The 24182-nt window shown below is 71.4% G+C and carries 24 protein-coding genes and 5 tRNA genes; 19 read left to right on the top strand and 10 right to left on the bottom strand.

What is annotated here, in order from left to right; genetic code table 11:
• The first annotated feature begins 94 nt into the window (after positions 1–94).
• Positions 95–331, top strand: coding sequence for a DUF397 domain-containing protein (locus IT780_RS04405; protein WP_199510112.1), 237 nt, complete (start codon positions 95–97; stop codon positions 329–331).
• Between the two features lie 158 nt (positions 332–489).
• On the opposite strand, the gene IT780_RS04400 is transcribed toward IT780_RS04405, so the two are convergent.
• Positions 490–1380 (bottom strand): Sco1979 family transcriptional regulator, encoded by an 891-nt coding sequence (locus tag IT780_RS04400; RefSeq protein WP_199510111.1) that lies wholly within the window; start codon positions 1378–1380, stop codon positions 490–492.
• Positions 1381–1681: 301 nt separating this feature from the next.
• Here IT780_RS04400 and IT780_RS04395 point away from each other — a divergent pair, with 301 nt between their 5' ends.
• From IT780_RS04395 to IT780_RS04365, 7 genes are all read left to right on the top strand, one after another.
• Entirely contained in the window at positions 1682–2008 is a 327-nt protein-coding gene (locus tag IT780_RS04395) for a hypothetical protein (protein WP_199510110.1), read from the top strand.
• A complete protein-coding gene (locus IT780_RS04390) occupies positions 2005–2199 on the top strand; it encodes a hypothetical protein (RefSeq protein WP_199510109.1) in 195 nt (64 codons plus the stop codon). The genes IT780_RS04395 and IT780_RS04390 overlap by 4 nt, the downstream gene beginning before the upstream one ends.
• Before the next feature lie 39 nt (positions 2200–2238).
• A complete protein-coding gene (locus IT780_RS04385; RefSeq protein ID WP_199510108.1) occupies positions 2239–3336 on the top strand; it encodes an FxsB family cyclophane-forming radical SAM/SPASM peptide maturase in 1098 nt (365 codons plus the stop codon).
• The gene (locus IT780_RS04380) at positions 3333–3791 is read left to right on the top strand and encodes a hypothetical protein (protein ID WP_199510107.1); all 459 of its coding nucleotides are present in this window, start codon (positions 3333–3335) and stop codon (positions 3789–3791) included. Before IT780_RS04385 ends, IT780_RS04380 begins: the two co-directional genes overlap by 4 nt.
• On the top strand, positions 3778–4368 hold the full coding sequence (locus tag IT780_RS04375) for a DUF6518 family protein (RefSeq protein WP_199510106.1): 591 nt from the start codon (positions 3778–3780) through the stop codon (positions 4366–4368). Before IT780_RS04380 ends, IT780_RS04375 begins: the two co-directional genes overlap by 14 nt.
• Positions 4369–4438: 70 nt before the next feature.
• Complete coding sequence (locus IT780_RS04370) at positions 4439–4726, top strand: DUF3040 domain-containing protein (protein WP_199510105.1); 288 nt, start codon at positions 4439–4441, stop codon at positions 4724–4726.
• Positions 4727–4756: 30 nt separating this feature from the next.
• Positions 4757–4933 carry a hypothetical protein gene (locus tag IT780_RS04365; protein ID WP_199510104.1) on the top strand — a complete coding sequence of 59 codons (177 nt, stop codon included), beginning with the start codon at positions 4757–4759 and terminating at the stop codon, positions 4931–4933.
• 4 nt (positions 4934–4937) lie between these two features.
• On the opposite strand, the gene IT780_RS04360 is transcribed toward IT780_RS04365, so the two are convergent.
• The 7 genes from IT780_RS04360 to IT780_RS04330 form a co-directional block, all read right to left on the bottom strand.
• Complete coding sequence (locus IT780_RS04360) at positions 4938–5771, bottom strand: phosphoribosylaminoimidazolesuccinocarboxamide synthase (RefSeq protein WP_199510103.1); 834 nt, start codon at positions 5769–5771, stop codon at positions 4938–4940.
• A 62-nt stretch (positions 5772–5833) separates the two neighbouring features.
• Entirely contained in the window at positions 5834–7066 is a 1233-nt protein-coding gene (locus tag IT780_RS04355) for an MFS transporter (protein ID WP_199510102.1), read from the bottom strand.
• Between the two features lie 137 nt (positions 7067–7203).
• Complete coding sequence (locus IT780_RS04350) at positions 7204–8199, bottom strand: methyl-accepting chemotaxis protein (RefSeq protein ID WP_199510101.1); 996 nt, start codon at positions 8197–8199, stop codon at positions 7204–7206.
• Positions 8200–8414: 215 nt separating this feature from the next.
• Positions 8415–8966, bottom strand: coding sequence for a DUF305 domain-containing protein (locus IT780_RS04345; protein ID WP_307831036.1), 552 nt, complete (start codon positions 8964–8966; stop codon positions 8415–8417).
• A 26-nt stretch (positions 8967–8992) separates the two neighbouring features.
• Positions 8993–9790, bottom strand: a complete 798-nt coding sequence (locus tag IT780_RS04340; RefSeq protein ID WP_199510100.1) for a lytic polysaccharide monooxygenase — start codon at positions 9788–9790, stop codon at positions 8993–8995.
• A 90-nt stretch (positions 9791–9880) separates the two neighbouring features.
• Positions 9881–11206 (bottom strand): sensor histidine kinase, encoded by a 1326-nt coding sequence (locus IT780_RS04335; RefSeq protein WP_199510099.1) that lies wholly within the window; start codon positions 11204–11206, stop codon positions 9881–9883.
• Entirely contained in the window at positions 11203–11889 is a 687-nt protein-coding gene (locus IT780_RS04330; protein ID WP_199510098.1) for a response regulator transcription factor, read from the bottom strand. The genes IT780_RS04335 and IT780_RS04330 overlap by 4 nt, the downstream gene beginning before the upstream one ends.
• Positions 11890–11925: 36 nt before the next feature.
• On the opposite strand from IT780_RS04330, the gene IT780_RS04325 reads away from it, so the two are divergent.
• From IT780_RS04325 to IT780_RS04275, 11 genes are all read left to right on the top strand, one after another.
• Positions 11926–12537: a DNA mismatch repair protein MutL gene (locus IT780_RS04325; RefSeq protein ID WP_199510097.1), complete on the top strand. Its 612-nt coding sequence runs from the start codon at positions 11926–11928 to the stop codon at positions 12535–12537.
• Entirely contained in the window at positions 12534–13307 is a 774-nt protein-coding gene (locus IT780_RS04320) for a CPBP family intramembrane glutamic endopeptidase (protein WP_199510096.1), read from the top strand. The genes IT780_RS04325 and IT780_RS04320 overlap by 4 nt, the downstream gene beginning before the upstream one ends.
• Positions 13308–13580: 273 nt before the next feature.
• The gene (locus IT780_RS04315) at positions 13581–15200 is read left to right on the top strand and encodes a glucuronyl esterase domain-containing protein (protein ID WP_307831035.1); all 1620 of its coding nucleotides are present in this window, start codon (positions 13581–13583) and stop codon (positions 15198–15200) included.
• Positions 15201–15477: 277 nt separating this feature from the next.
• Positions 15478–15549, top strand: a tRNA-Ala gene (locus IT780_RS04310).
• Positions 15550–15645: 96 nt separating this feature from the next.
• Positions 15646–15718, top strand: a tRNA-Gln gene (locus IT780_RS04305).
• Between the two features lie 30 nt (positions 15719–15748).
• Positions 15749–15821 (top strand) — tRNA-Leu (locus IT780_RS04300).
• An 11-nt stretch (positions 15822–15832) separates the two neighbouring features.
• Positions 15833–15905, top strand: a tRNA-Leu gene (locus IT780_RS04295).
• 12 nt (positions 15906–15917) lie between these two features.
• Positions 15918–15998: transfer RNA gene (locus tag IT780_RS04290), tRNA-Tyr, on the top strand.
• 56 nt (positions 15999–16054) lie between these two features.
• On the top strand, positions 16055–19324 hold the full coding sequence (locus IT780_RS04285; protein WP_199510095.1) for a DUF6531 domain-containing protein: 3270 nt from the start codon (positions 16055–16057) through the stop codon (positions 19322–19324).
• Positions 19228–19863, top strand: coding sequence for an RHS repeat-associated core domain-containing protein (locus tag IT780_RS04280; protein ID WP_199510094.1), 636 nt, complete (start codon positions 19228–19230; stop codon positions 19861–19863). The genes IT780_RS04285 and IT780_RS04280 overlap by 97 nt, the downstream gene beginning before the upstream one ends.
• Positions 19860–20312 carry a hypothetical protein gene (locus IT780_RS04275; protein WP_199510093.1) on the top strand — a complete coding sequence of 151 codons (453 nt, stop codon included), beginning with the start codon at positions 19860–19862 and terminating at the stop codon, positions 20310–20312. Before IT780_RS04280 ends, IT780_RS04275 begins: the two co-directional genes overlap by 4 nt.
• A gap of 18 nt (positions 20313–20330) precedes the next feature.
• On the opposite strand, the gene IT780_RS42985 is transcribed toward IT780_RS04275, so the two are convergent.
• A complete protein-coding gene (locus IT780_RS42985; RefSeq protein ID WP_199510092.1) occupies positions 20331–21485 on the bottom strand; it encodes a DUF4241 domain-containing protein in 1155 nt (384 codons plus the stop codon).
• A 20-nt stretch (positions 21486–21505) separates the two neighbouring features.
• Complete coding sequence (locus IT780_RS04265; protein WP_199510091.1) at positions 21506–24154, bottom strand: putative bifunctional diguanylate cyclase/phosphodiesterase; 2649 nt, start codon at positions 24152–24154, stop codon at positions 21506–21508.
• Between the last annotated feature and the right edge of the window lie 28 nt (positions 24155–24182).

Raw genomic sequence — 24182 nt, 5'->3', positions numbered from 1 at the left:
GCAAGGCCAAATGCACGTGCATCTGCACAGCAGGTAGCCGGCGGGACACACATCGCCGGTCCCCGGACCGGTCTCACCGTTAGGGAGCCTAGTAATGACGCGCATTTTCAACGGCATGCCCGCTGGGCAGCTGCAGGGTGTGACCTGGCGAAAGAGCGGCCGGAGCAACCCGAGCGGCAACTGCGTCGAGTGCGCCGCACTGCCGGACGGCAGCGTCGCAATGCGGAACTCCCGCGACCCGGAGGGCCCGGCCCTGATCTACACGCCGGCGGAGATCGAGGCGTTCCTCGGCGGCGTGCGCGACGGGGACTTCGATCACCTGCTCGGGTGAATCGCCCCCTCGACGGGGGTGTCACCCTCAGGGGTTAATTACATAAAGTAAACACTCTGCAACCCAGGGGCCGGAGCGGTGCCGCCCCTGAGGCCCGGAGGGCAGGGCCTATCGGGCACACCTGCCGTGGATCACCGGGCGATGTGTGCGCCCAGGAGTCAGGTGAGCCGGCCGACCTCGTGCAGCAGCTTGCCGAGGATTTCCTGGGTGTGGCTGGGCGGTTCGGCGTCGATGCAGACGCGCTCCATGGCGATCGCGTACTGGTCGACGTCGTCCCGCTTGTCCAGATAGATGGCGCTCGTGAGCTGCTCGACGTAGACCACGTCGGGCAGCTCCGGCTCCGGGAAGCGCAGGATCGCGAAGGGACCGCCCGCCGCGGCTTGGCCGCCGGCGTTGAACGGGATGATCTGCAGGCGCACGTTGGGCTTCTTGGCCGCCTCGATCAGCGCCTCGATCTGGCCGCGCATCACGTCCACCCCGCCGATCGGGCGGCGCAGCACGGCCTCGTCGATCACCGCCCAGAGCTGCGGCGCCTCGACCCGGTTCAGCAGCTGCTGACGCTGACGGCGCAGCTCCACGCGGCGGTCGATCTCGTCCGCGGTGGCGCCGGCGTGGCCGAGCATGATCACGGCGCGGGCGTACGCCGGGGTCTGCAGCAGGCCGGGCACGAACTGGATTTCGTACGTCCGGATCAGCGAGGCCGCCGCCTCCAGGCCCAGGTAGGACTGGAACCAGGACGGCATGATGTCGCCGAAGTGGTGCCACCAGCCCGGGTTGTTCGCCTGCCGGGCCAGCCCCAGCAGCGCCTCGCGCTCGGCCGGGTCCTTGACGCCGTACAGCGTGAGGAGGTCGGCGACGTCGCGCTCCTTGAAGCTGACGCGACCGAGCTCCATCCGGCTGATCTTCGAACCGGAGGCGCGGATCTCGTAGCCGGCGTCCTCACGGCTGATCTGCTTGGTCTCGCGGAGCCGTCGCAGCTGCGCACCGAGCAGGATGCGCAGCACGGTAGGGCCGCTGTTCGGCCCGTCCTCCTGCGTACCCGTGGTCACGTCGCTCCCGTCCGGTTCGTCCCCGGAAACTGCAAGTTGCAGCTCCGTCGCCCAATGCATCCTAAGGGTGCCGCCGCTCCGTCGAAAACCGAACGTTCGGCTACCTTCACTCGCACCCGCACGCTACGGATGCACGTGCATCCGGCCTTGCGGACGCACTGGATGCCGAGCATGATAGCTGACAGGCGGTTGCCTGGTCGCTGACACAGCGTGCTGAAAGGCATGACGTTTTCGGTGTCACGGCCGGTGGGCGCCCCATGGACGACCGACGACCCGAGTCCCGGGATCCAGGAGGCTCTCGATGTCGACCCCGACCATCGCCCCACCGCACCGAGATCCGGCGGAGGTGGCGCCGGCCGACAGCTACCACAAGGCGGACCCCGTGTGGGTCTACCGCGACGGCTGGCGCGCCGGAGTGATCGAGGCAGCGTCGCCGCGCGCCGTCACGGTCACGTACCGGCCCGGCACCCACGTCGGCACGGGCGTGGACACCTTCACCGCCTCGTACGTGACCTCCCGCGCCGACGAGGACCCGGCGCTGGACCACCGCCAGGCGAACGGCCTCGCCTGCCGCCGGCCGCGCGTCGGTGGCGACGGCGCCTCGGCCCTGGGCGGACCGCACCTGTGACGGGCGCCGTGGCGCTGGCCGCCCTCATCGGCCTCGCCAGCCTCCTCGCCGGGGTCGCCCTCGGCTGGTACCTGCGCCGCACGAACGACTGGTGCGCCCACTGCGGTGAACAGCTCAGCTGCGACGCCTGCGGCAGCAAAGCCGCCTGGCCACGCCGCCGCGAGCCCGAGCTGAGCCTCGACAAGCGTTAGGGTCCGCCCGGACGCGTGCGGGTGAGGCAGACTTGAGGTGTGCCGGCCTTCCGCGAGTTCGTGTTGAAGGTGCACCAACGCTGCAACCTCGCCTGCGACTACTGCTACGTCTACGAGCTCGCCGACCAGAGCTGGCGCGACCGGCCGCCCGCGATGTCACCGGAGGTCTGGCGCAGAGCCGCGCAGCGCATCGGTGAACACGTCAGCCGCCACGGCCTCGACCACGTCGACGTGGTGCTGCACGGCGGTGAGCCGTTGCTCGCCGGGCGCGAGTCGCTGGTCCGGCTCGTCGGCGACCTCCGGGCCGTCGTGCCGGCCGCCCGGTTCAGCACGCAGACCAACGGCGCCCTGCTCGACGCCCGCATGCTCGATGCCCTGGCCGGCCTGGGTGTCCGCATCGGAGTGAGCCTTGACGGGCCCGCGGGGCAGCACGACCGGCACCGGCGGCACCGTGACGGCCGGGGCAGCCACGCCCTCGCCGACCGGGCGCTGCGGCTGCTCGCCGGGCACCCCGCGTACGCGGGGATCCTCTGCACCGTCGATCCGGCGACCGACCCGGTCGCGGTCTACGAGTCCCTCCTGGACCACCGCCCGCCGATGATCGATCTGCTGCTGCCGCACGCCCACTGGGGGGCGCTGCCCGCGCCCGGCACCGCGGACTGGCTGATCGCCGTCTTCGACCGCTGGTACGAAGCCCCACGCCGGGAGACCGGCATCCGCCTCTTCGAGGAGGTGATCAGCCTGGTCCTCGGCGGATCGAGCCGCTCGGACCAGGTGGGGCTGAGCCCGGTGGCGGTCGCGGTGATCGAGTCCGACGGCACGATCGAGCAGGTCGACTCGCTCAAGGCCACGTATCCGGGCGCCGCCGCGACCGGGCTGAACGTCTTCGACCACGACCTCGACGCGGCCACGCGGCATCCGGGGATCATCGCCCGGCAGTCCGGGCTCGCGGCGCTGGCGGCGTCCTGCCTGAGCTGCCCGGTGCATGACCTCTGCGGCGCCGGGCACTATGCGCACCGATGGCGGCCGGGCGGCGGCTTCCGCAACCCGTCGGTGTACTGCGCCGACCTGCGCCGCCTCATCGACCACATCGGCGCCCGTGTCGCCGCGGACCTGGAAAGGCGCGCCCGCGCGTGAGCACCTTCATCCTCACCTGGGACGGGAGCGACACCGGCTACTTCCGGACCAACCACGAGAACGACATCGCGGCCACCGCGGCCGGCCGCCGGGTGCGCGGCCGGTGGAGCTTCGGGTCACGCCGATCGGGTACGGCCCCCGGCGACCTCGTCTTCCTGCTCCGGCAGAACACCGCCCGGGGCATCATCGCCGGCGGCCGCCTCGCCGACGGCGTGATCTTCCCGGCGCCACATTGGGCCGGCCGGGCGGACCGGGTCACCTACTATGCCGACGTGCTGTGGGAGCGCGTGCTGCCGGTACCTGACCGGTTGCCCGTCGCGGAGCTGCTGCACGACGTGCCCGGGCACCACTGGAACCACATCTTCGCCTCGGGCCAGCTGGTACGCCCACCCGCCGACGCCGACCTCGCCCGCCGCTGGGCCGAACACTTGAAGGACGTGGATGGCAACGATTGACCGCCACGCGACGGTTGCGCTCCTCGGCGGCGTCGCGCTGGGTGCCATGGACTTCGCCATGCAGAAGCTGCTGCCGTACCCGTGGGCGAACCTCGCCAACTCGTCGGCCGTGTGGGCGGTGCTGGCGTTCGCGATGGCGTACGGGCTGCGCGAAAGCCTGCTCCGGTCGGCCGGTGCGGCGATCGTGATGCTGGTGGTGGCGGTGCCGGCGTACTACCTGACGGCCACGCTCGTCCAGCACGACGACGTCGCGAACCTGTGGACGACGACCGCGATCCTGTGGATGTTCTTCGGCGTCCTGGCCGGTGCCGTGTTCGGCGTCGCGGCCGCGTGGGCCCGGGACGGCGGGTGGCGCGGCGTCGTCGGGGTCGCCCTGCCCGGGGCGGTGCTCCTCGCGGAGGCGGTGCGGCTGGCACGCCGGGACGAGCCGGCCACCGCGATCATCGAGGCGGTGCTGGCGGTGGCCGTGGTGCTGCTGGCCGGCCGGACGTGGCGGCGGCGGGGGCTGGGCGCGGCTGTGGCCGTACCGTTGGCCCTGCTCGGTTTCCTGGGTTTCCAGATCGGCGGGTTCGCGTGAGCGTTGTGTTTCGGGTCACTGCTGGCGGGTAGAGGGGAGCGTCGGCACGCCGCTGGTGGAGGTGGTTCCGGTGCCCGATCCCACGTTCGACGCCATCGTGTCGCAGCTGCGCGCCGAGGACCCGGACTTCATCCGGCGGGTACGCAAGCTCGACAGCCCGCACGGCACGGTGCGGCTCGTCCTCGCCATTCTGCTGTGGACGCTGGCACCGATGTGCATCGTGCTCGGCGGCTGGACCGGCGCGATCATGGCGGTGGTCGGCGGCGCGTACGGCGTCCACCTCATGCGGCACCGGCACCAGCCGCACGCCGGGGCGGCGGACCCGGCACGGCACCGGCGCCCCGGTGCCTCGCTCTGACCGCCGCGGCCGGCAACTCAGGAGGAATTCATGACGAATCCGGACACCGAGGGCTCGGAGATGAGCACCGAGGAAGCGGCGGACATCGTCCGCAACGACGACGCCCTCCAGGCGGCGCACGGCATCCAGGGCGACGACGACGCAGCCACTGATGACGACGCCCGCACCCCGGACTCGTCGACGGCCGGCGAGACCCGGGGCGAGTGAGGCGTCAGCTCCAGCGGTTGCCGGTCAGGCGCTCGTACACCTCGATGTAGCGGTTGCGGGTGGCCTCGACGACCTCGTCGGGGATCTCCGGACCGGGCGCGGTCCGGTCCCAGTCGGACCGCGACGACCAGTCGCGCAGGAACTGCTTGTCCAGGTAGCGCTGGGTGCCGCCGGGCTGCCACTCGTCGGCCGCCCAGAACCGGGACGAGTCGGGCGTCAGCAGCTCATCCCCCAGCTTCAGCACGCCGCCGGAGAAGCCCAGCTCGAGCTTCGTGTCGGCGACGATGATGCCGGTGCGCGCGGCGATCTCCGACCCGCGCCGGTACACCTCGAGCGTGATCCGCTTCAGCTCGGCGGCCACGTCCGCGCCGACCGACGTCTCGACGTCCGCGTACGTGATGAACTCGTCATGCCCCTCGCCCGGCGCGACCTTCGTCGTGGGCGTGAAGATCGGCTCGGGCAGCCTCGAGCCCTCGATCAGCCCGGGCGGCAGCGCGACGCCGGAGACGGCCCCGTCCTTCTCGTACTCCTTGAGCCCCGACCCGGCCAGATAACCCCGCGCGATGCACTCGACCATGACCATCTCGAGCCGCTCGCAGCGCACGGCCCGGCCGGCCCACTCGGCGGGCACGTCGGTCGCGGAAATGATGTGGTTCGGTACGACGTCGGCAAGCTGCTCGAACCACCACAGCGACAGCTGGGTGAGGATCTTGCCCTTGTCCGGGATGGCGGTGGGCAGCACCACGTCGTAGATCGAGACCCGGTCCGAGGCGACCAGCAGGAGGTCGTCCCCGTCGGCGTAGACGTCCCTGACCTTGCCCGAGTGCAACAGCTCCACGTTCGTCCCTCCACCACACCGGCTCGTTGCAGGTCACGCTATCGAACCGCCGGCGCGGCCGTTCAGGCGAGTTGCTCGGCCGGCCGACGCCCCACCAGCGGCAACACCGCAAGCACGCGGACGCCCTTCAGCCGGGCCAGCACGACCCCGCCCGCGACGGCCGCCACCACGGTGACCGTGCCCGCCGAGACCAGGGTTCCGCGGGCGCCCAGCGAGTCGCACAACCACCCGATCAGCGGCGCGCCGACGATGCCGGAGAGCGAGGAGACCATGCCGACCGTGGCCAGGACGCGGCCGCGCATGTCCTCGCGGGTGTCGAGCTGGATGCGCGTCGAGACGATCGTGTCGAAGATGACCGCGCCCGCCGCGATGGGCAGGATGAACGCCGCGAATCCGAGGGTCGTCGGCGCGAGGCCGGCGCCGATCTGCAGGGCGCTGATGGTGGCGCCGGCGGCCAGCAGCACGCGCAGGGTGGAGCGGCCGCTGCCGGCCAGCGCGATGCCGCCGGCGACCGCGCCGACCGCGAAGACCGTCGAGAGCATTCCGTACGAGGCGGAGCCGGCGTGCAGCGGTCCGGCGACCATCGCGGCCATGGTGACCTGGTAGTTGCGGCCCAGCGAGCCGAGCACGAACGAGAGTGCCAGCACGACCAGCACGACGGGCTGACGGGCGATGTAGCGCAGGCCGGCCCGTACGCCCCCGTCGCCGGGTGCCGCGGTGGCGAGGGTCCGCACCGAGCCGGGGCGCATGGCCGCCAGCGCCACGATCACCGCGCCGTACGACAGGGCGTTGAGGGCGAACAGGGAGGACACGCCGGTGACGCCGACCAGCACGCCGCCAAGCGACATGCCGAGGATGCGGCCGGCCGAGCTGAGGACGGAGCCGAGCGCCAGCGCCGAGCCGAGCGCGGAGGGCGGGACCAGGGCGGAGCCGAAGCGGCCGAGGCAGGGGCCCTCGAGGGAGCTGATGACGCCGGAGACGAGGGCCACCGCGTAGATCGGCCAGAGGTGGCCCGTACCGGCGATGAGCGCGAGGGCGAGCAGGGCCCGCAGCGTCTGCAGGGCGATGAGCGTGGGGCGGGCCGGGAGCCGGTCGGCGAGCGCGCCGCCCCAGCCCCCGAGGATGAGGACGGGCAGCGCCTGCAGCATGACGATCACGCCCATCGTGGCGGCCGAGCCGGTCGCGGTGAGGATGAGCCAGTTCAGCCCCAGCACCTGCATCCAGGTTCCCGCCACGGACACCAGGTCGGCGGCGGCCCAGAGACGGTAGTTGCGCTCTCGGAGCGGTGCGAGCATCGGGGCCACGGTGGCGGCACCTCCACAGATAGAAACAGGTGACGCCGGGATCGGCGCCACCTGCCCTATCGGGACGTGCTCGGGGGGTGCTTCGGGGCAGCGGCGCGGTACACCGCAACCGCAACCCCGTCGGTTGCTCAGGCGCGGTACGACCGCAGCGCCGTCGCCAGATCCTTGGCCGCCTCGCGCAGCTCCCGGGTGACCTCGTCGGTCTGCTCGACGGCCTCCTTGGCCTGCGCGCGGGTCTCGGAGATGCGGCTCATGTTCTCGGCGATCTGGGCGGCCTGCGTACCGGCCGACACGATGCTGCGGGCCATCATGTCCGCGGTGGCGTGCTGCTCCTCGACGGCCGACGCGATCGTCGTCTGGTAGCCGTTGACCTTGCCGATGACCTCGCCGATCTGGGTGATCGAGTCGACCACGCCGGTGGTGTCGGCCTGGATCGTGCCGACCTGGGTGGTGATCGAGTCGGTGGCCTTGGCGGTCTCCTGGGCCAGGTCCTTGACCTCGCTGGCGACCACGGCGAAGCCCTTGCCCATCTCGCCGGCGCGGGCCGCCTCGATGGTGGCGTTCAGCGCGAGCAGGTTGGTCTGCTCGGCGATGGCGGTGATCACCCGGACCACGTCGCCGATCTGCGCCGACGAGTCGCCGAGCTTGGTCATCGTGCGGCTGGCGTCGGAGGACACCTCCATGGCGTCGGCGGCGACGGTGACCGCCTCGCTGGCGCTGCGGGAGATCTCCTGGATGCTCGCGCCCATCTGCTGGGCGCCGGCGGCCAGGCTGGCGATGTTCTCGGAGACCTCCTGCGAGGCGCGGAGGATCTCGCCCGCGGACTGCACCGAGCCCTGCGCGCCGGCGACCATGTCGGCGACCAGCGAGGTGAGGCGCTCGGTGGAGCCGGTCAGCCGGGCGTTGGTGGCCTCGGAGACCCGGACGATCTCCGCGAACTCGTCGAGCAGCTTGTTGAGGTTCTCACCCGCGGGGGTCAGGTTCGCCTCGTCCACCCGTACGGTGAGATCACCGGCCGCCGCCCGCTCCAGCACCTCCACCGTGGGGTCCTGACGCCGCATGCTGCGCGCGATGAAGAATCCGACGACCAGCCCGACAACTGCGGCAACAATGCCTACGACCATGACTGCTTCCCCCTGGGAGTTCCGACTTGCCCTTTGATCGGCAGTCGGGAGGTCCTCTTGAGGCGCGACGGCAACAGACTCCGGCCGGCCCGCGGGGTCCGCGTGCCGGCCGGAGCTGCCGGGCTCTGCCGGTCATGAAGGGGGAGACCGAAGCGCCCGTCTCTGCCGACCGTCGCGCCTTTCGGCGCGTGGGGATGCCGGTCGGGGTCGGTCCATCAGTTGTTGATCATGGTGAGCATCTGCTTGATCTGGTCCGTACGGCTGAGCTTGACCCGCTCGGCGAACGCCTTGGCCTCGGCGTTGACCCCGTCGGCCGCCTCCAGGTTCGCCATCTCGACCGCGTTGTGCTGGTGGGCGACGAAGAGGTTGAGGAACGCCGTCTCGAACGCCTTGCCCTTCGCCTTCCTCAGCGCGGCGATCTCCTCGGGACCGGTGGCGGGCAGGCCGCCGTGGTCGGCATGCGCGCTGGGCGCGTGGTCGACCGTGGTGGGCTGCTTCCACGAGGTGAGCCAGGACTTCATCATGGCGACCTCGTCGGACTGGGTGGCGTCGACCGCCTTGGCCAGGGTCTTGACCTCGTCGCGCTTCGCCGACTTCTCGGCGAGCCGGACCATCTCCAGCCCCTGCTCGTGATGGGCGACCATCATCTGCAGGTACATGACGTCGGTGTCGTTGTGCTCACCCTCGGCCTGCACGACGGCTTTCGCGTCGGTGACCTGGGTGGCCTGGGTCTGCGGGGCCGTACCGCACGCGCTGAGCAGAAGCACGGCGGAGACCGCTACGACGAGGCGCTTCACAGCGGAAGCCAGAGGGCGAGCGTGTAGATCGACGGCTCCCAGCTGTGGATCGAGGAGTGCGCCTGCCGGCACTTGTACTTCTTGCCCTCGTAGCTGACGACATCGCCCGTCTTGTACGCGACACCCGCGGCCCACGAGCCGCTCGCCGGAGCCGCAGGCGCGGTGGTGGTAGGAACGGCCGGCGCCGGGGTGGTGGGGGCGGGCTTCGAGGTCGGCGGGGTGGTCGGGGCCTTGGTAGGAGCTGTGGTGGGCGGGGTGGTCGGCGTGGTCGAGCCGCCGCCACCGCCCACGTTCAGGTCGATGCAGCTGTAGAACGCGTTCACCGTGTCACCGATGTTCCAGACGGCGAGGACCGTCTGCCGGCCGGGGAAGGCGCTGAGGTCGACGGTGTGCGTGACGACCGCGTCCGGCTGCTGGTTGCCCCCGTCCACGGTGGCGACCTTCTTGCCACCGATGAAGTACTCCCAGTTGCTGGTGCGGTGCCGGGCCGTCATGACCCAGGTGAAGGTGACGTTCTTGCCGACCGCCTTCGCCGGCCAGTTACGGCTCTCGTCGGCGAGCACCGACCACTGCGCCACGCCGCCGTTGCAGGACCGCTGTCCCTTGGGCGCCTCGACGCTCTGCGGCTCGAACTGGATCTGCCCGCAGTCCTTGACCGCGCCGCTAGCGCAGAGGGCCTGACGGCTGGGCGGGGCGGAGACGTAGCCGTGCGCCAGCGCAGGAGACGCGACCACCGCTGCCGACCCCACGATTGCCCCGAGTGTCACCAGCGGATAGGCGATCGACCTGCGCATCTTTGCGGCTCCCAACGTGTCGTCCGGCTTCTTACGGCGAGGACCGTAACGACGCGTTCCATAAAGCAGCCTTAACAGCACCAGAAAGGATCATGAAGGCGTACGGCGGCGCCGGGCGGCCGGCCGTGGCTGCGGGGGCGGCGTTTCGTCGCGTACGGGCAGCACCAGCCCGATCCGCGCCCCGCCGAGCGGCCCCCGGGAGATCTCCAACCGCCCACCCGCGGCCTCGGCGACCCGGCGCACGATGTCCAGGCCGAGTCCCGTGGAGCCGGCGCCGCTCACCCCGCGCTGCACGGCGGCCTGCGGGTCGGCGATGCCCGGGCCGGCGTCGTCGACGAGAAGCCCGGCCTGCGACACCGTCACCCGGAACGCCACACCCTCGGGCGTGTGCGCGAAGACGTTGCCCAGCAACGAGTCCACGGCCAGGATCAGCTCGCTGCGCGGCAACGGCACGGGTACGGGGGTCTGCCCGCCCACGACCTCCCACGGCCGGAACTGGTCCTCGGCCAGCGCCGACCAGAACGCCAGCCGGTCGGCGAGCACCTCCACGAGGTCCGACTGCTGCTTGCCGCGCGCCTCCACGCCGAGGCGGGCGCCCGCGATGATCGCCTCGAGCTCCTCGTCGAGCATGTCGCAGGCCTGCCGCATCCGGTCGGCGATGGGCCCGGGCGGCATCGTCTCCGCGTCCAGCCGCAGCGCGGTCAGCGGCGTCCGCAGCCGGTGGGAGAGGTCGGCTGCCAGCTCCCGTTCCGCGTCGAGCAGGCGGCGCAGGTCGGCGGCCATCGCGTTGAAGGCGTTGGCCGCGTCCCGCAGCTCCGGCGGTCCGGACGGGTCGATGCGGACGGCGAGGTCACCGGCGCCGAGCCGGCGGCTGGAGCCGGCCAGGTCCCGGGTCGCGCGGACCAGGCGGCCGCCGAGCCGGTCGGCGAACAGCACCGAGCCGGCGACCAGCACGATCGCGAGAGCCCCCAGCGCCAGCCACGCCGGCCACACGCCGCGGCGCATCTCCTCGTCGGGCACGAAGACCTCGATCACCACGGACCGCCCGTCGCTGAGCACGCTGGGCTGCAGGTAGACGAGCCCGCCCGCGGCGTCGGCGGTGACCGGCCGCCGGTAGAGGTTGGCCTGCGCGACCTCCGCGTCGGTGACGTGGCTGTGACCGACCGGCGCGATGCCGGGCAGGTGGACCGCGAGCCGTCCCGCGCTGCCGGCGACCGTGCTGGCGACCGCGCTGGTCAGCAGTTGGGGGTCGGCGTTGACGGCGAGCGCCGCGACCATCGCCGCGGCCTGCTGCCGGGCGTCACCGATGGCCCGGTCGTGGGCGATCTTCCCGGTGGCGTAGATCAGCGGTACGAGGAAGGCGAGCGCGACCATCGAGGTGATGGCGAGCGCCAGCCGGTTCAGCTCCCATCTCACTGCGGGTCGACCATCATCACGCCGACCCCGCGTACGGTGTGCAGAAATCGCGGCGCCGCGGCTGTCTCCCCCAGCTTGCGCCGCAGCCAGGAGATGTGGACGTCGATCGTCTGCTCCTCGCCGATGCGGGACTGGTTCCACACCTCGGTCAGCAGCTCGCGGCGGCTGACGACCTGGCCGACGCGCTCGGCGAGGTAGGTGAGCACGTCGAACTCGCGCCGGGTCAGCTGCAGCGCCTGCCCGCGCAGCGCCGCCCGCCGCTGGCGTGGGTTGATCTCCAGCTCCCCGACGGTGATCACGCTGGGTGCGGTGTCGACGGCGGCCCGGGTACGCCGGAGCACCGCGGTGATCCGCGCCAGGATGTGCCCGCTGGAGAACGGCTTCGTCACGTAGTCGTCGGCGCCGTCGCTCAGCAACGTGATGATGTCGGCCTCGGAGCGGCGTGCGGTGGCGACGATGACGGGCACGGCCGACACGGAGCGCATCATCCGCAGCGCGTCCGTACCGTCGATGTCCGGCAGCCCGAGGTCGAGGATCACCAGGTCCGGCTGCTCCTCGGTGAGGATCTTCAGGGCTTCGGCGGCCTGCCCGACCGGGCGCACGACGTGGCCCGCGTCCGTCAGCGCCCGGGTCAGCGCCGCGGTGATGTTGCGGTCGTCCTCGACCAGCAGGATCAACGCCATGGGCACAACCATAGGGGTAGGTGAGAGCATGGCCACGTGCGATCTCGGCGGAGCTGGTTCCCGGTGCTCGGATGGTGCGCGGCCACGCTGACCAGCGTCGCGCTGGCGTCGGTGGCGATGCTGCCGGTGCTGCGTACGGCCACCGCGGACGAGAGCGCCCTGGTGTCGGTCGATCAACTGCGCGACTCGACGGTGCTCAGCCCCACGCCCGCCCCGCCACCGCCGCCGCCGTCGCCGTCCGTAACGTCCTCCGCGCCGGAGAAGCCCCGGTCACCCTCAGCCGCGCGGAGCCCGTCACGCACCCGCTCCACGCCGGCGACCCGGGCCCCGACGACGACCACGCCGCCACCCCGGGACGACTCGACCACGACCGTCGAGGACGGCTGGACGGTGACCACGAACGGTGACGGTGACCGTACCTATGTCCGGTCGTTCCGGATGGAGGGCGGCCAGACCGTGATCCGGGCGGCCGACGGCGTCATCAAGCTCGTCACGGCCACGCCGGCGGACGGCTTCTCGGTCGCCACCGTGCAGAACACCGCGGACAACCTCGCCGTCTACTTCAACGAGGTCAACCACAGCTTCATCGTGCACGTGGTGTGGCAGGCCGGGAAACCGTTCGCCGAGGTCAGCGAGGTCGGCTCGTGACGGCCACGGTCGAGCGCCCGCCCGCCACCCGCCGCGAGACACGGTTCGAGATTGCGGTCGTGCTGCTGCTGTCGCTCGGCCAGTCGGCCGTGTACGCCGTCGTGTCCCTCGTCGCGAAGCTCACCGCCGGGAAGCCGCTGTCGCAGCAGACCGCCACGTTGAACCCGTCGCAGTCGCCGCGGCCGTACCTCGATCTGACGTACCAGGTGCTGGGCATCTTCTTCGCGCTCGTGCCCGTACTCCTGGCGCTGTATCTGTTGAACCGCGACCGGCTGGAGCCGGTCCGCACGCTCGGCCTCGACCTGCGCCGCCCCGGCCCGGACCTGGGCTGGGGTGCCGGGCTGGCGGCGGCGATCGGCATCCCCGGCCTGCTCCTGGTGTACGCGGCGGCGCAGCTCGGCCTCAACGCGCAGATCATCCCGGCGGCGCTGAAGCCGGTGTGGTGGGCGATCCCCGTGCTGATCATCGCCGCGATGCAGAACGCGATCCTCGAAGAGGTCATCGTGGTCGGCTACCTGATCACCCGGCTGCGCTCGTTCGGCTGGCGGCTGAGCTGGATCGTGGCGGCCAGCGCGGTCCTGCGCGGCTCGTACCACCTCTACCAGGGCTTCGGCGCGTTCGTCGGCAACGCGGTGATGGGCGTGGTGTTCGCGCTGTTCTTCCTGCGCAAGGGCCGGGTCATGCCCCTGATCGTGGCGCACAGCCTGCTCGACATCGCCGCGTTCGTGGGCTACACCCTGCTCCCCGACGACTGGCTCCGGTGGCTGTGACGCCCGAGGACCGGGCCCGCGGGGTTTTCTTCTCCGGTGCCAACTTCCCGTTCGGCGCGTCTCTCCACGCCTACTTCGGAACCGGACTCACCTGAGTCCACCGATAATTCCGGCGATCCGGTATCGGTCTCCTTTTTGGATAGTCCCTGATCCGGCCGCTGCGAGCGTTCGCAGCGGCCGGAAGTTTCTTCGTTACATTGACTCGGTTCAATGGATGGGCCAACACTGGGGCATCGACTCGGGAGCGCTCCCACGCCCCGGAAGGAGAAGCCCGTGACCAGAATCCCGGGCCGCTCGGCGATCCGCTCGACCATGGTCGCGCTCACCGCAGCGCTCACGGTCGGCGCCGCGGTGGCGGCCATCCCCCGGATCGCCACCGCCGACGTCGTCACGGCGGCCGCCGGCGTCGAGGACGAGGGTGCCGGCTGCCCGGTGCCCGCCCTGCCCGACCCCGGCGCGCTGCCCACCGTCGCGAAGCTCCCCGACCCGTTCAAGAAGATCGACGGCACCCGCATCGCGACCAAGTCCGAGTGGACCTGCCGGCGCGAGGAGATCAAAAAACAGGCCGAGCGATACGTGTACGGCGAGAAGCCCGCAAAACCGCAGACCGTCACGGGTACGGTCACCAGCACGAGCATCACGGTGAACGTGTCCCACCAGGGCAAAAGCTCCAGCTTCTCCGCCAAGGTGGAGCTGCCCGGCGGCTCCGGCCCGTTCCCGGCCGTCGTCGTGCTCGGTGGTTTCGGCGCCGACACCGCCGCGATCAAGGCAGCCGGCGCCGCGGTCATCAACTACGACCCGTACGCCGTCGGCAAGGAAGGCACGCCCCGCAGCAACAAGCAGGGCGCGTTCTACAGCATTTACGGATCGTCCAGCAGCACCGGCCTGCTCATGGCATGGGCCTGGGGCGTCAGCCGCATCATCGACGTGATCGAGCAGTCAGGCGGCACGATCCTGCGACCCGACGCGACGGGCGTCACCGGCTGCTCCCGCTTCGGCAAGGGCGCGTTCGTCATCGGCGCCTTCGACCAGCGCATCGCCCTGACCATGCCGATCGAGTCGGGCAGCGCCGGCGTACCCATCTTCCGCGGCATCCCCGGCGAGGGCGCCCAGAGCCTGAGCAGCGCGTACGGCGAGCAGCCCTGGCTGGGCGACGCGTTCGGCTCCTTCACCAGCAGCCCCACCCGGCTGCCGGTCGACACCCACGAGATGGTCGCCATGGTGGCGCCGCGCGGCCTGTTCATCATGGACAACCCGCACATCGTGAACCTCGGCCCGAAATCTGCGAGCGTGGCAGCCCTGGGCGGCGCCGAGGTCTACAAGGCCCTCGGCGCGGGCGACAACATCACCTACTGGTCCGACATCCAGGACGGCAACCACTGCGCCAGCCGGCCGGAATGGCGTACGCCGCTGCAGCAGAACATCCAGAAGTTCCTGCTGAAGACGGGCAACGCGGCCGGGACGATGCGGATCTCCAGCAAGGCGGCCGGCAACCTCGCCGAGTGGCGCGACTGGCAGACCCCGGTCCTCGGAACCGGCACCCCGAGCACCCCGCCGTCCGGCCCCGGCCCGTCCGACCCGCCGCCCTCGAACCCGCCGCCCTCGGGGTGCAGCGCAAGCATCTCGGTCAACGCGTGGAACGGCGGCTTCGTCGGCACGGTCAAGGTCACCGCCGGCGCCTCCGACCTCAACGGCTGGACGGTCGGCCTCACCCTGCCCGCCGGCGCCACCATCACCGGCAGCTGGAACACCACCCGTACCGGCGCGAGCGGAGCCGTCCAATTCGCCAACGTCTCGTACAACGGCCGGGTGACCGCCGGCCAGACCACGGAATTCGGCTTCCAGGCCACCGGTACGAGCACCGCGATGACACCCACCTGTACGCCCGCCTGACCCATACCGGCCGGCGCCCACCCGCGGCGCCGGCCGGCCCGTAAAAGGCTTTGACCGCGCCGGCGCCTTCGTCCAGGATCATCGTCAACACCGGCGAGCGAGGGGAGTTGAATCGACATGTTGTGGCAGCCAGCCGACGCCGACGCCCAGCAGCGGGCCGTTCAGCTACTCCTGTCCGACCTCGCCTATCAGCCGGAGCGGCGGAGCGGGTAACGCAGCAGCGTATCCATCCGAGCCGCCCCCTCCATCCGAGGAACGGGCGGCTTTCCCCTTTCTCGGGCCCGTGGCGCAGCGGTAGCGCACCGGTTCGGCAGACCGGGGGCCGACGGTTCGAATCCGTCCGGGTCCACGAAACCCTTATGAGCTTTACCGTTCCGGCCCGGTGCGCGATACGCGCCCGGCCATGGCCGGGCCGGCGGGACCGCTACCCCCGCCGGCCCGCCGATGCGAGCTGGTGCAACCGGCAGCACACCCGGCTCTGACCCGGGAGATGGGAGGTTCGAATCCTCCGCTCGCAGCTCCGCGCCGCCGACAAAGCGGCGCGGCCCACCCTCGTGGCCCAACGGCAGAGGCACGACGTTGAGGACGTCGCCGGTGCGGGTTCGAATCCCGCCGAGGGTACGCACGGCAATGCCCGGGTAGCCCAACGGCAGAGGCGTCCGATTCAGGGTCGGAAGGATGGGGGTTCGAATCCCTCCCCGGGTACGCAATCCGCAAGCGGTAGCGCCGACGCGGGAGAGTCGGGCCTGCCTGTAAAGCAGGTGCATCGCTGAGAGGGTTCGAATCCCTCCTACCGCACGACCATCGATACGATCGGCGCTCGGACACTGAAACCGCGGGGACGGCAGCCGAGCATGGCGAGAAGTCACACACCGCACGGCCACGGCGGTGGCGGCGACGGCGGCGGTCCGCCGCGGCGGCGGCGACCCGGTTTCGGGGGCGGCGGCGGACGGGCGCGCTCCGTCGCCGAGGCGCAGGCGGCCGCCGAGCACATGGCCCGGCTGGGCCGGCCCGGCGCCGGGAGTGTGCCGTCAACGGGCGGCTCGGTCCGGCGCGGAACTGGTGATGGTTCCGGCACCGGCACGACGGCTCGCCGGGAGGCCTGGGACAACCCCGACAGTCACAGCACGCCGGCACGGGACCGGGTCGCCACCACGGACCCGGTGGACATCGTCAGCGGCGAGGTTTTCATGTCGCAGACCGACGTCATGCTGCCCGGGGTGCTGCCGTTGGTGCTCGAGCGTACGTACGTGTCGTCGTACCGGATGGGCCGGGCGTTCGGCCACCGGTGGGCATCGACGCTGGACATGCGGCTGGAGCCGGAGGAGACGGGTGCGGTCCTCGTGCTGCCGGACGGCGCGCTGCTCGCGTACCGGAATCTGCCGGGTGAGGGCGCGGTCTTTCCCCAGGCCGGACCGCGACTGGGTTTGACCGCCACGCCGGAGGGCTACGCGGTCACCTCCTCCGCGGCCGGGGTGACCTGGCACTTCTCCGGCGACGGCCTGCCGCTCACCGCGATGACCCACCGCTGTGGTGATCGCATCGACCTGGTCCGTGACCGGCACGGACGCGTGACGGAGGTGGTCCACAGTGGGGGCTACCGGGTGGCCGTGGAATGGCACCTGGACCGGGTGGTCCGGCTGTCCCGGTACGGTCCCGACGGCATCGCCGTCCCGGTGGCGCGGTTCGGGTACGGGGACGACGGCGGTCTGCTGACCGAGGTCGTGAACGGCTCGGGGCTGCCGCTGCGCTTCGAGTACGACGATGACGGCCGGCTGACCCGGTGGCTCGACCGCAACGGGCACTGGTACACGTACGCCTACGACGAGCTCGGGCGATGCGTGACGTCGACCGGGCCGGCGCGGGCGCTCGCCACCCGGCTCGCGTACGACGAGCCGGCCCGGACGACCACGGTCATCGACGCGCTCGGGCACGTCACCTCGTACACGTATGACGATCGGCGTCGCGTGGTCCGCGAGGTGGATCCGCTCGGCGGGGTCCTGCGGCGGAAGTGGGACGGGCACGGGCGCATCGTCGAGCTCACCGACCCGACCGGGGCGACGACCCGGCACGCGTACGACGACGACGGCAACCTGATCCGGGTGTCGGGTCCGGACGGCTCAGTGGCAACGGCGTCGTACACGAGCCACGGGCTGCCTCAGACGGTGATCGGCCCGGACGGCGCGCGGAAGACGTTCACCTACGACGCAAGGGGCAACCTGACGTCGGTCACCGATGCTGTCGGCGCTGTCACCGCGTACACGTATGACGCTGCAGGTCACCTCGCGTCCGTGACCGACCCGCTCGGCGCGACCACCCTGGTGGAGTCGGACGGCGCCGGCCTGCCGGTGCGGGTGACGAACGCGGCCGGCGCAAGCACGGTCTACGACCGCGACGACGCCGGCCGGGTCGTGTCCATCACCGACGCGCTCGGCGCCCGAACTGTGCTGCACTACAACCTCGACGGGCTGCCTGTCGTGCGGACCGGGCCGGACGGGTCGACGGAGGTGTGGGAGTACGACCCGCAAGGCAACCTGATCACGCACACCACCGCGTCCGGCGCGGTGACGAGGTACGAGTACGGACCGTTCAACACCCTGTCCCACCGCATCGACCCCGACGGAAGCCGGCTGGCATTCGCGTACGACGCCCAGCTCCAGCTGATCGAGGTGACGAACCCGCAAGGTCTGAGCTGGTCGTACACCTATGACCCGGCCGGCCGGCTCGCCACCGAGACAGACTTCGACGGGCGCACGCTGACGTACGGGACCGACGCGGCGGGGCGGCTCGTCACGCGCACCAATGGGTCCGGCCAGACCACGACATATGTCCGCGACGCGGCCGGGCGGGTCGTGGAGCGCCGTTCCGACGAAGGTGTCACCACGTTCCGCTACGACGCGGCGGGCCGACTGCTCCAAGCGACGTCACCCACGACGGATCTGAACTGCACATACGACGCAGTTGGCCGAGTCCTCAGCGAGACCGTTGATGGGCGAACAGTCACATTCAGCTATGACCTCGCGGGTCGCCGCATCGGCTGCACGACGCCGACCGGTGCAAGCTCCACGTGGAGCCACGGCGCGTCGGGCACACCGACCGTCCTGCGCCTGGGAGGCCACGAGGTCACGCTCCTGCACGACGCGGCGGGGAACCTGCTCGAGCGCACGGTCTCGACGGGCTCGGACTGGCAGACGCTTCGCCAGGCCCACGACCTCGGCGGCCGGTTGGTCGCGCAGACGCTGACCGGCTCGGCCGGGACCACGGTACGGCGGGGCTACGCGTACGGCCCGGACGGCTTGCTGACCTCTGTCGACGATCCGGCGACCGGCACCCGCACCGTGGCGCTCGACGATGCGGGACGCGTCACGGCAGTCACAGCGGCCGGATGGCAGGAGCGGTACGCCTATGACCCGGCCGGCAACCTCACCGCGGCCTCTTGGGCCGCCGGGGAGCCTGAGGTCCAGGGCGCGCGACGATACGAGGGCACCCGGATACGCTCCGCGGGCCAGTACCGCTACGAGCACGACGCGCAGGGTCGGATGGTGCTCCGGCAGCGGACCCTGCATTCGGCCAAACCGCTGACCTGGCACTACCTCTGGGACTCCGAGGATCGGCTGGTCGGCGTACGGACCCCCGACGGCACCCGCTGGTCCTACCGCTACGACCCCCTCGGTCGCCGCGTCGGCAAATACCGGCACGCCGCGGACGGCCGCGTGACGGAGCAGCTCGACTTCACCTGGGACGGAACCCGGATCGTCGAGCAGGTCCACCACCGGTTCGGCTCCGACGCCGGCCCGGAGGTGACGACCTGGGACTACGTGCCCGGCTCGTACACCCCGATGGCCCAGCGCGAGCGCCGCTGGACAGCAACGACCTCGCAGGCCGACATCGACGAACGCTTCTACAGCATCGTCGCGGACCTGGTCGGCCGGCCCACGCATCTCACGGCCCCGGACGGCAGCGTGGTCTGGGAAACCCGCCAGACCATCTGGGGCACCACAATCGCGGTGAGCAGCGGCGGAGCAGAATGCCCGCTGCGGTTGCCCGGCCAGTACCACGACCGGAAACGGGACACCACTACAACAACCAGCGCTACTACGACCCGGACACCGCGCGTTACCTGAGCCAGGACCCGCTGGGCCTGCAACCGGCACCCAATCCCGCGGCGTACGTGCCGAACCCGACATTCGAGATCGACCCGCTGGGACTCAACGCGGTCCCGGTGGGCCCCACCCCCGAACAGCTCCAGCACGCGACCCAGAACGTCGGAGGCCTGGGCGAGGCACAGGCCCGGCTGATCATGACCGAGGCGTTCAAGCGCGGCTCGTCCGTCGTCTTCGGCGGTAGCCGGGTTCGCGGCAATTACACGCCCACGAGCGATGTGGACGTCGGGTTCGGAAGCCTCAGCCCCAGTCAGGCCGGCAAGGTGATCGACAAGGTCAACACCGCCGGTGCGAACGATCCATCCTTCCTACCCATGGAGACCACGAAGATCGTCCCCGGAAACCAGACCCCGCACATCGCTAGGATCGAGTCGCCCGAGGAGTTCTTCGCGCGATCCGGCAACCGCCGGCCCGAGGACAAGGGCGGTGCACCGTACACGCCCTCGGGCTCGCACACCTACAACCCTGACGGATCGATGTCATCGAGGTGCCCCGGATGACGCTCGCCTACTTCGACATAGGCGCGAAGCGCGTGCCCGGCGACCGGGTCATCGCGCGACCGATGAACTTCGGCCAGCCGATCGCAGGAGAGACTCCCCTGCGATACTCCCTGCGTCTGGCCATACGGGAGTTCTGCGATCGCACCGAGCCGCAATACCGGCAATGCGTGGCGGAGCTCCAGGAAGACATCGCGGCCGTCGGCACGGAGGACGAGGGCGTCGACGTGGCGGTGATGCGCGCCGGTTGGCCACCACTGGAGACGTTGCTGCGCGATCACACGCCGCTCGCCTCGGAATTCTTGAAGGTTTATCTGGCGATTGAGATCCTCAACGTCTGGGCGTCGGGCGCCCAGGAGGTCAACGATTATCTGCTGAACTCTTTCGACGAGGTGACCGTGGCGGGAAACGAGGTGACCATCACCGGGATCTGCTATCGAGTCAGTCGGTAGTGGGAGTTCACGGATGGTCTACAGGCGCATGTCCGCCACGAAACACACCACCGACCCGGCATCGTCGTACCCGATCCAGGTCGGATACGACCCGTCCCCCCACCCGCTCGGCCAGGCCACCATCCCGCCCGCCTCCACCACCACGAACTGCTGCTCCCCGGCCACCCGCCCATGCTCCAGCCAGTCGTCCTCCCACGCATCACAGCCGTCGTGGTCCCGTTCGCTCAACGACCGCCACAGGTCCGCGTCGGCGAAGGACGCCAGCCCGCTGTCCACACCGAACCCGTAGAATTCCCCGTTCCCCAGGTCCAGCACGCTCTGACCGTCCTGCAGCGCGAGCTCCCAGCGCACCACCGGCCGGTCGCTGACCTCGAGCCGCGCCGCCGCCACCCGCGGCCGGTCCGGCCGGTCGGCGGATCGCACCCGCGAGACGGTCACTGGGTATGTGCCGGGCGCAACCGTCACCGCGTACGGCGGTTCCGGCGTCGCACCGATCGAACTGGGGTCGGCAGCCACCAGCCGGCCCGAGGTGAGCCGTACCGAACCGGCCGGAACCAGGTCGACGACCCCGAACGTCACTGTGGCGCCGACGGTGAACAGCAGCGCGAGGTCCCGCGGCGCCGCAGGGCGAGGTGGGTGCCAGGGCGGCTCGGCAGCGGTCACGACCGGAAGGTCATGATCCGGTGCGTCGGTCACGGCGGCGCGGCCGAGTCCGGCGAGTTTCAGCAGTTCATCCCATGCGCCGAACGGAAACGGCGCCACGCGCGGGGGTTGTTCGTCCCTCCAGTCCCGCGAGCTTCCGCCCCCATCTCCCGCGGGCTGGTCGAGGTCCTCGCGGCGGCCGGCGAGCGTCCAGGTGGTGGCATGCCGGGGCGCGGCGGGCCCGTCGCCGTCCGGCCACTCCCGGCGTTCGCGGAGGAACAGATCGCCGGTCGGCGTACGGCGCAGGTCCAGCGAAGCGGTCCGCCGGCCGTCGTCTCCGTGCACGACGACGCCGACGTAGGCGTCCGCCCAGGAAACGTGCACCAGTACGCGCGGGCGGCCGCCGGCCAGGAGCAGCACGGCGTACGGGATTCCGTCGGCGTCCCGCCGTTCCGCCTCCGCACGAGTCAGCGGGTTGACGACGGCGCCGGCCCAGCCGTCGGCGTACGCGGCGGTGAAGTGGGTGGTCACGCCGGCACGCTACCTGCCCTTCATGCCGCGATGAGCGATCCCGTACGCAGCAGCGCCACGACTTCCTCCGGGGGAATCGGGCGGGAGAACAGGTAGCCCTGGCCCTGCTGGCAGTCCAGCCCCAGCAGCTCGGCCCGCTGCTCCTCCGTCTCGATGCCCTCGGCCACCACGGCCAGTCCCAGCGAGTCGGCGATCCCCAGCACCGCCCGGACGATGCCGCGGTCGGTGTCGGCCGCCAGTCCGTCCACGAAGGACTTGTCGATCTTCAGGATCTCCACCGGCAGCCGTTTGAGGTGGCTGAGGTTCGAGTACGCCATGCCGAAGTCGTCGAGGGCGAAATGCACCCCGGCCGCGCGCAGCGTGGTCGCGAACGCGGTGACGTCCTGGCGGATCGAGCTGTGCTCGGTGATCTCGAGCCACACGTGCGACGGGTTCGCTCCGGCGGCCGCGATGACGCCGAGCGTGTGTCCGGCCGCCTCGGGCTGCTCGAGCTGGACCGGGGACAGGTTGACGCTCATGCGCAGGTGCTCGTACCCGGGCAGTCGCTGCCATTCGACCAGCCGGCGGCAGGCCTCGCCGAGCACCCACTCGCCGATGCCGACGATGGCGCCGGTCTCCTCCGCCAGCGGGATGAACTCGTCCGGCGGCACCGGGCCGTGGCGCGGGTGGGTCCAGCGGCAGAGCGCCTCGAAGCCGATGATCCGCCGGCCGGCCAGCTCGACGATCGGCTGGTAGTGGATCGTCAGCTCGTCGCGGGCGAGTGCCTGGGCCAGGTCGGAGCGGAGTTCGAGCCGGCCGAGGCTGTGCTGCGACGCGTCCTCGTCGAACACCCGCACGCGGCCGCGGCCGGCGTTCTTGGCGGCGTACATGGCGGCGTCGGCGTCGCGCAGCATCGCGCTCGCCTGGGACCGGCCGCGGGTGCCGAGCACACCGCCGACGCTCGCGGAGACTTCCACCCACTCGCCGTGCAGCCAGAACGGCGACTCGAGCGCCCGGACCACCCGGTCGCCGATGTCGGTGACGCCGTCCAGGTCCGCGATGCCGTCGAGGAGCACGACGAACTCGTCGCCGCCGAACCGGGCGAGCAGGTCGACGGAGCGTACGCACCCGCGCAGCCGGTCGGCCACGCGGACCAGCAGTTCGTCGCCCGCCTCGTGACCGAGCCGGTCGTTGACGTCCTTGAACTTGTCGAGGTCGCAGAAGAGCAGCCCGACGTGGTCGTCGCCGTCGCGGCCGAGCGCCGCGTCCAGCCGTTCGCCGACGAGCGCCCGGTTGGCGAGGTCGGTCAGCGGGTCGTGGGTGGCACGCCGGCGCAGCTCGTCCTCGAGCCGGCGCCGCTCGTCGATGACCCGGGACGAGAGCACCAGCGTGCCCTCGTCCGGCACCGGGCGCAGCGCGCTCTCCACCCACACCCAGGAGTCCTCACCGATACCGAGCCGGTACTCCACCTTGGCGGCGTCCGACGGCCGGGCGAGCGCCGCGGCCAGGGCCGGCCGGTCCGCGGTGTGCACGAGGTCGATCACCGCGGTGCCCAGCAACGCCTGCGGCACGAGGCCGAGCTCGCGTTCGTGCGACGGGGAGGCGTACCCGAACCGGCCCTCGGCGTCGACCACCGCGATCAGGTCGCTGACCGAGTCCGTGATCAGCCGGAGCTGGTTCTCGCTGCGACCGAGGGCCCGGTACAGCTCCGCGTTGGTCATGGCGCCGCTGACGTAGGTGCCGAAGATGGTCGCCGACTCGAGGGCGTCGCGACGGAACGGCCGGTGATCGCGGCGCAGCGCGTAGAGCACGATGGTCGGCGAGCCCTCACGCACGATCGGGACGGCCAGCACGGACCCGCCGACGGGTGGGCCGTCGTACTGCCCGGCGTACGGTTCACCGGCCCGGAGGGCGTCCCAGCCGATCAGATCGGTGAGCGGGATCGGCTCGCCCGGCCCCGGCGTACCGGAGACGTCGCTGGCGGCGCAGAGATACGCGACGTCGCCGTCGACCCGCGCGACACCGGCGTGGTCCGCGTCGACCAGCGTCGGCAACAGGCGTACGGCCTCCGCGTAGAGCGACGGCAGGTCCAGCCGGCTGGAGAGCCGGTGACCGAACGTCGCAAGGTCCTCCACGGCGGCGCTGCGCCGGCGGGCCTCCACGGCCAGCCCGAGCCGGGCCGCCACCGAGCCGAGCACCGGCAGGTCGCCCGGCGGGAAGCCGGCTTCGCTGAGCCGGTACATCACCAGCAGCTCGTCCGCGCCCGCCTCGCCCACCGGCACCCAGCACGCCGAACCCGGCGCCAGGTCGGCCAACGTCGGCGGCAGGTCGGCGGCCGGGTCCAGGTCCGCGCCGGTCCGGGCGACGACCCGGCCGGTGGCCAGCGCCTCCGCCGCGCCGCCGGCGAGCGGCCACCCTGTCGTGTACGCCGCATCGCGCTCGGGGATCCCGCAGGCGCTGGTCACCCGCAGCCGGCCGCCCGTCGTCTGCACCATGGCGGCGACATCGGCGGCGTAGATCTGGGACAGCACGTTCAACGTCTCGTCCACCAGCTCGGCGGGCGACGACGGCCGGCCCAGCACGGTGAGCACCCGGATCAGGCGCGAGGTGTGCCGGTACGCGTCGCGGGTGGCGGCCGTCGCGGCAGCCAGCTGCTCCCGGAGCCGGTCGGCCTCATGCTGTCCGGACATGGTGATTCCCCTCCTGTACGAGTCGCCC

The organism is Nucisporomicrobium flavum, assembly GCF_016464385.1.
GTDB classification, from domain to species: Bacteria; Actinomycetota; Actinomycetes; order Mycobacteriales; family Micromonosporaceae; genus Actinoplanes; species Actinoplanes flavus_A.
The sequence above is the reverse complement of the archived record's forward strand: the minus strand, read 5'-3'. Positions and strand labels throughout refer to the sequence as shown.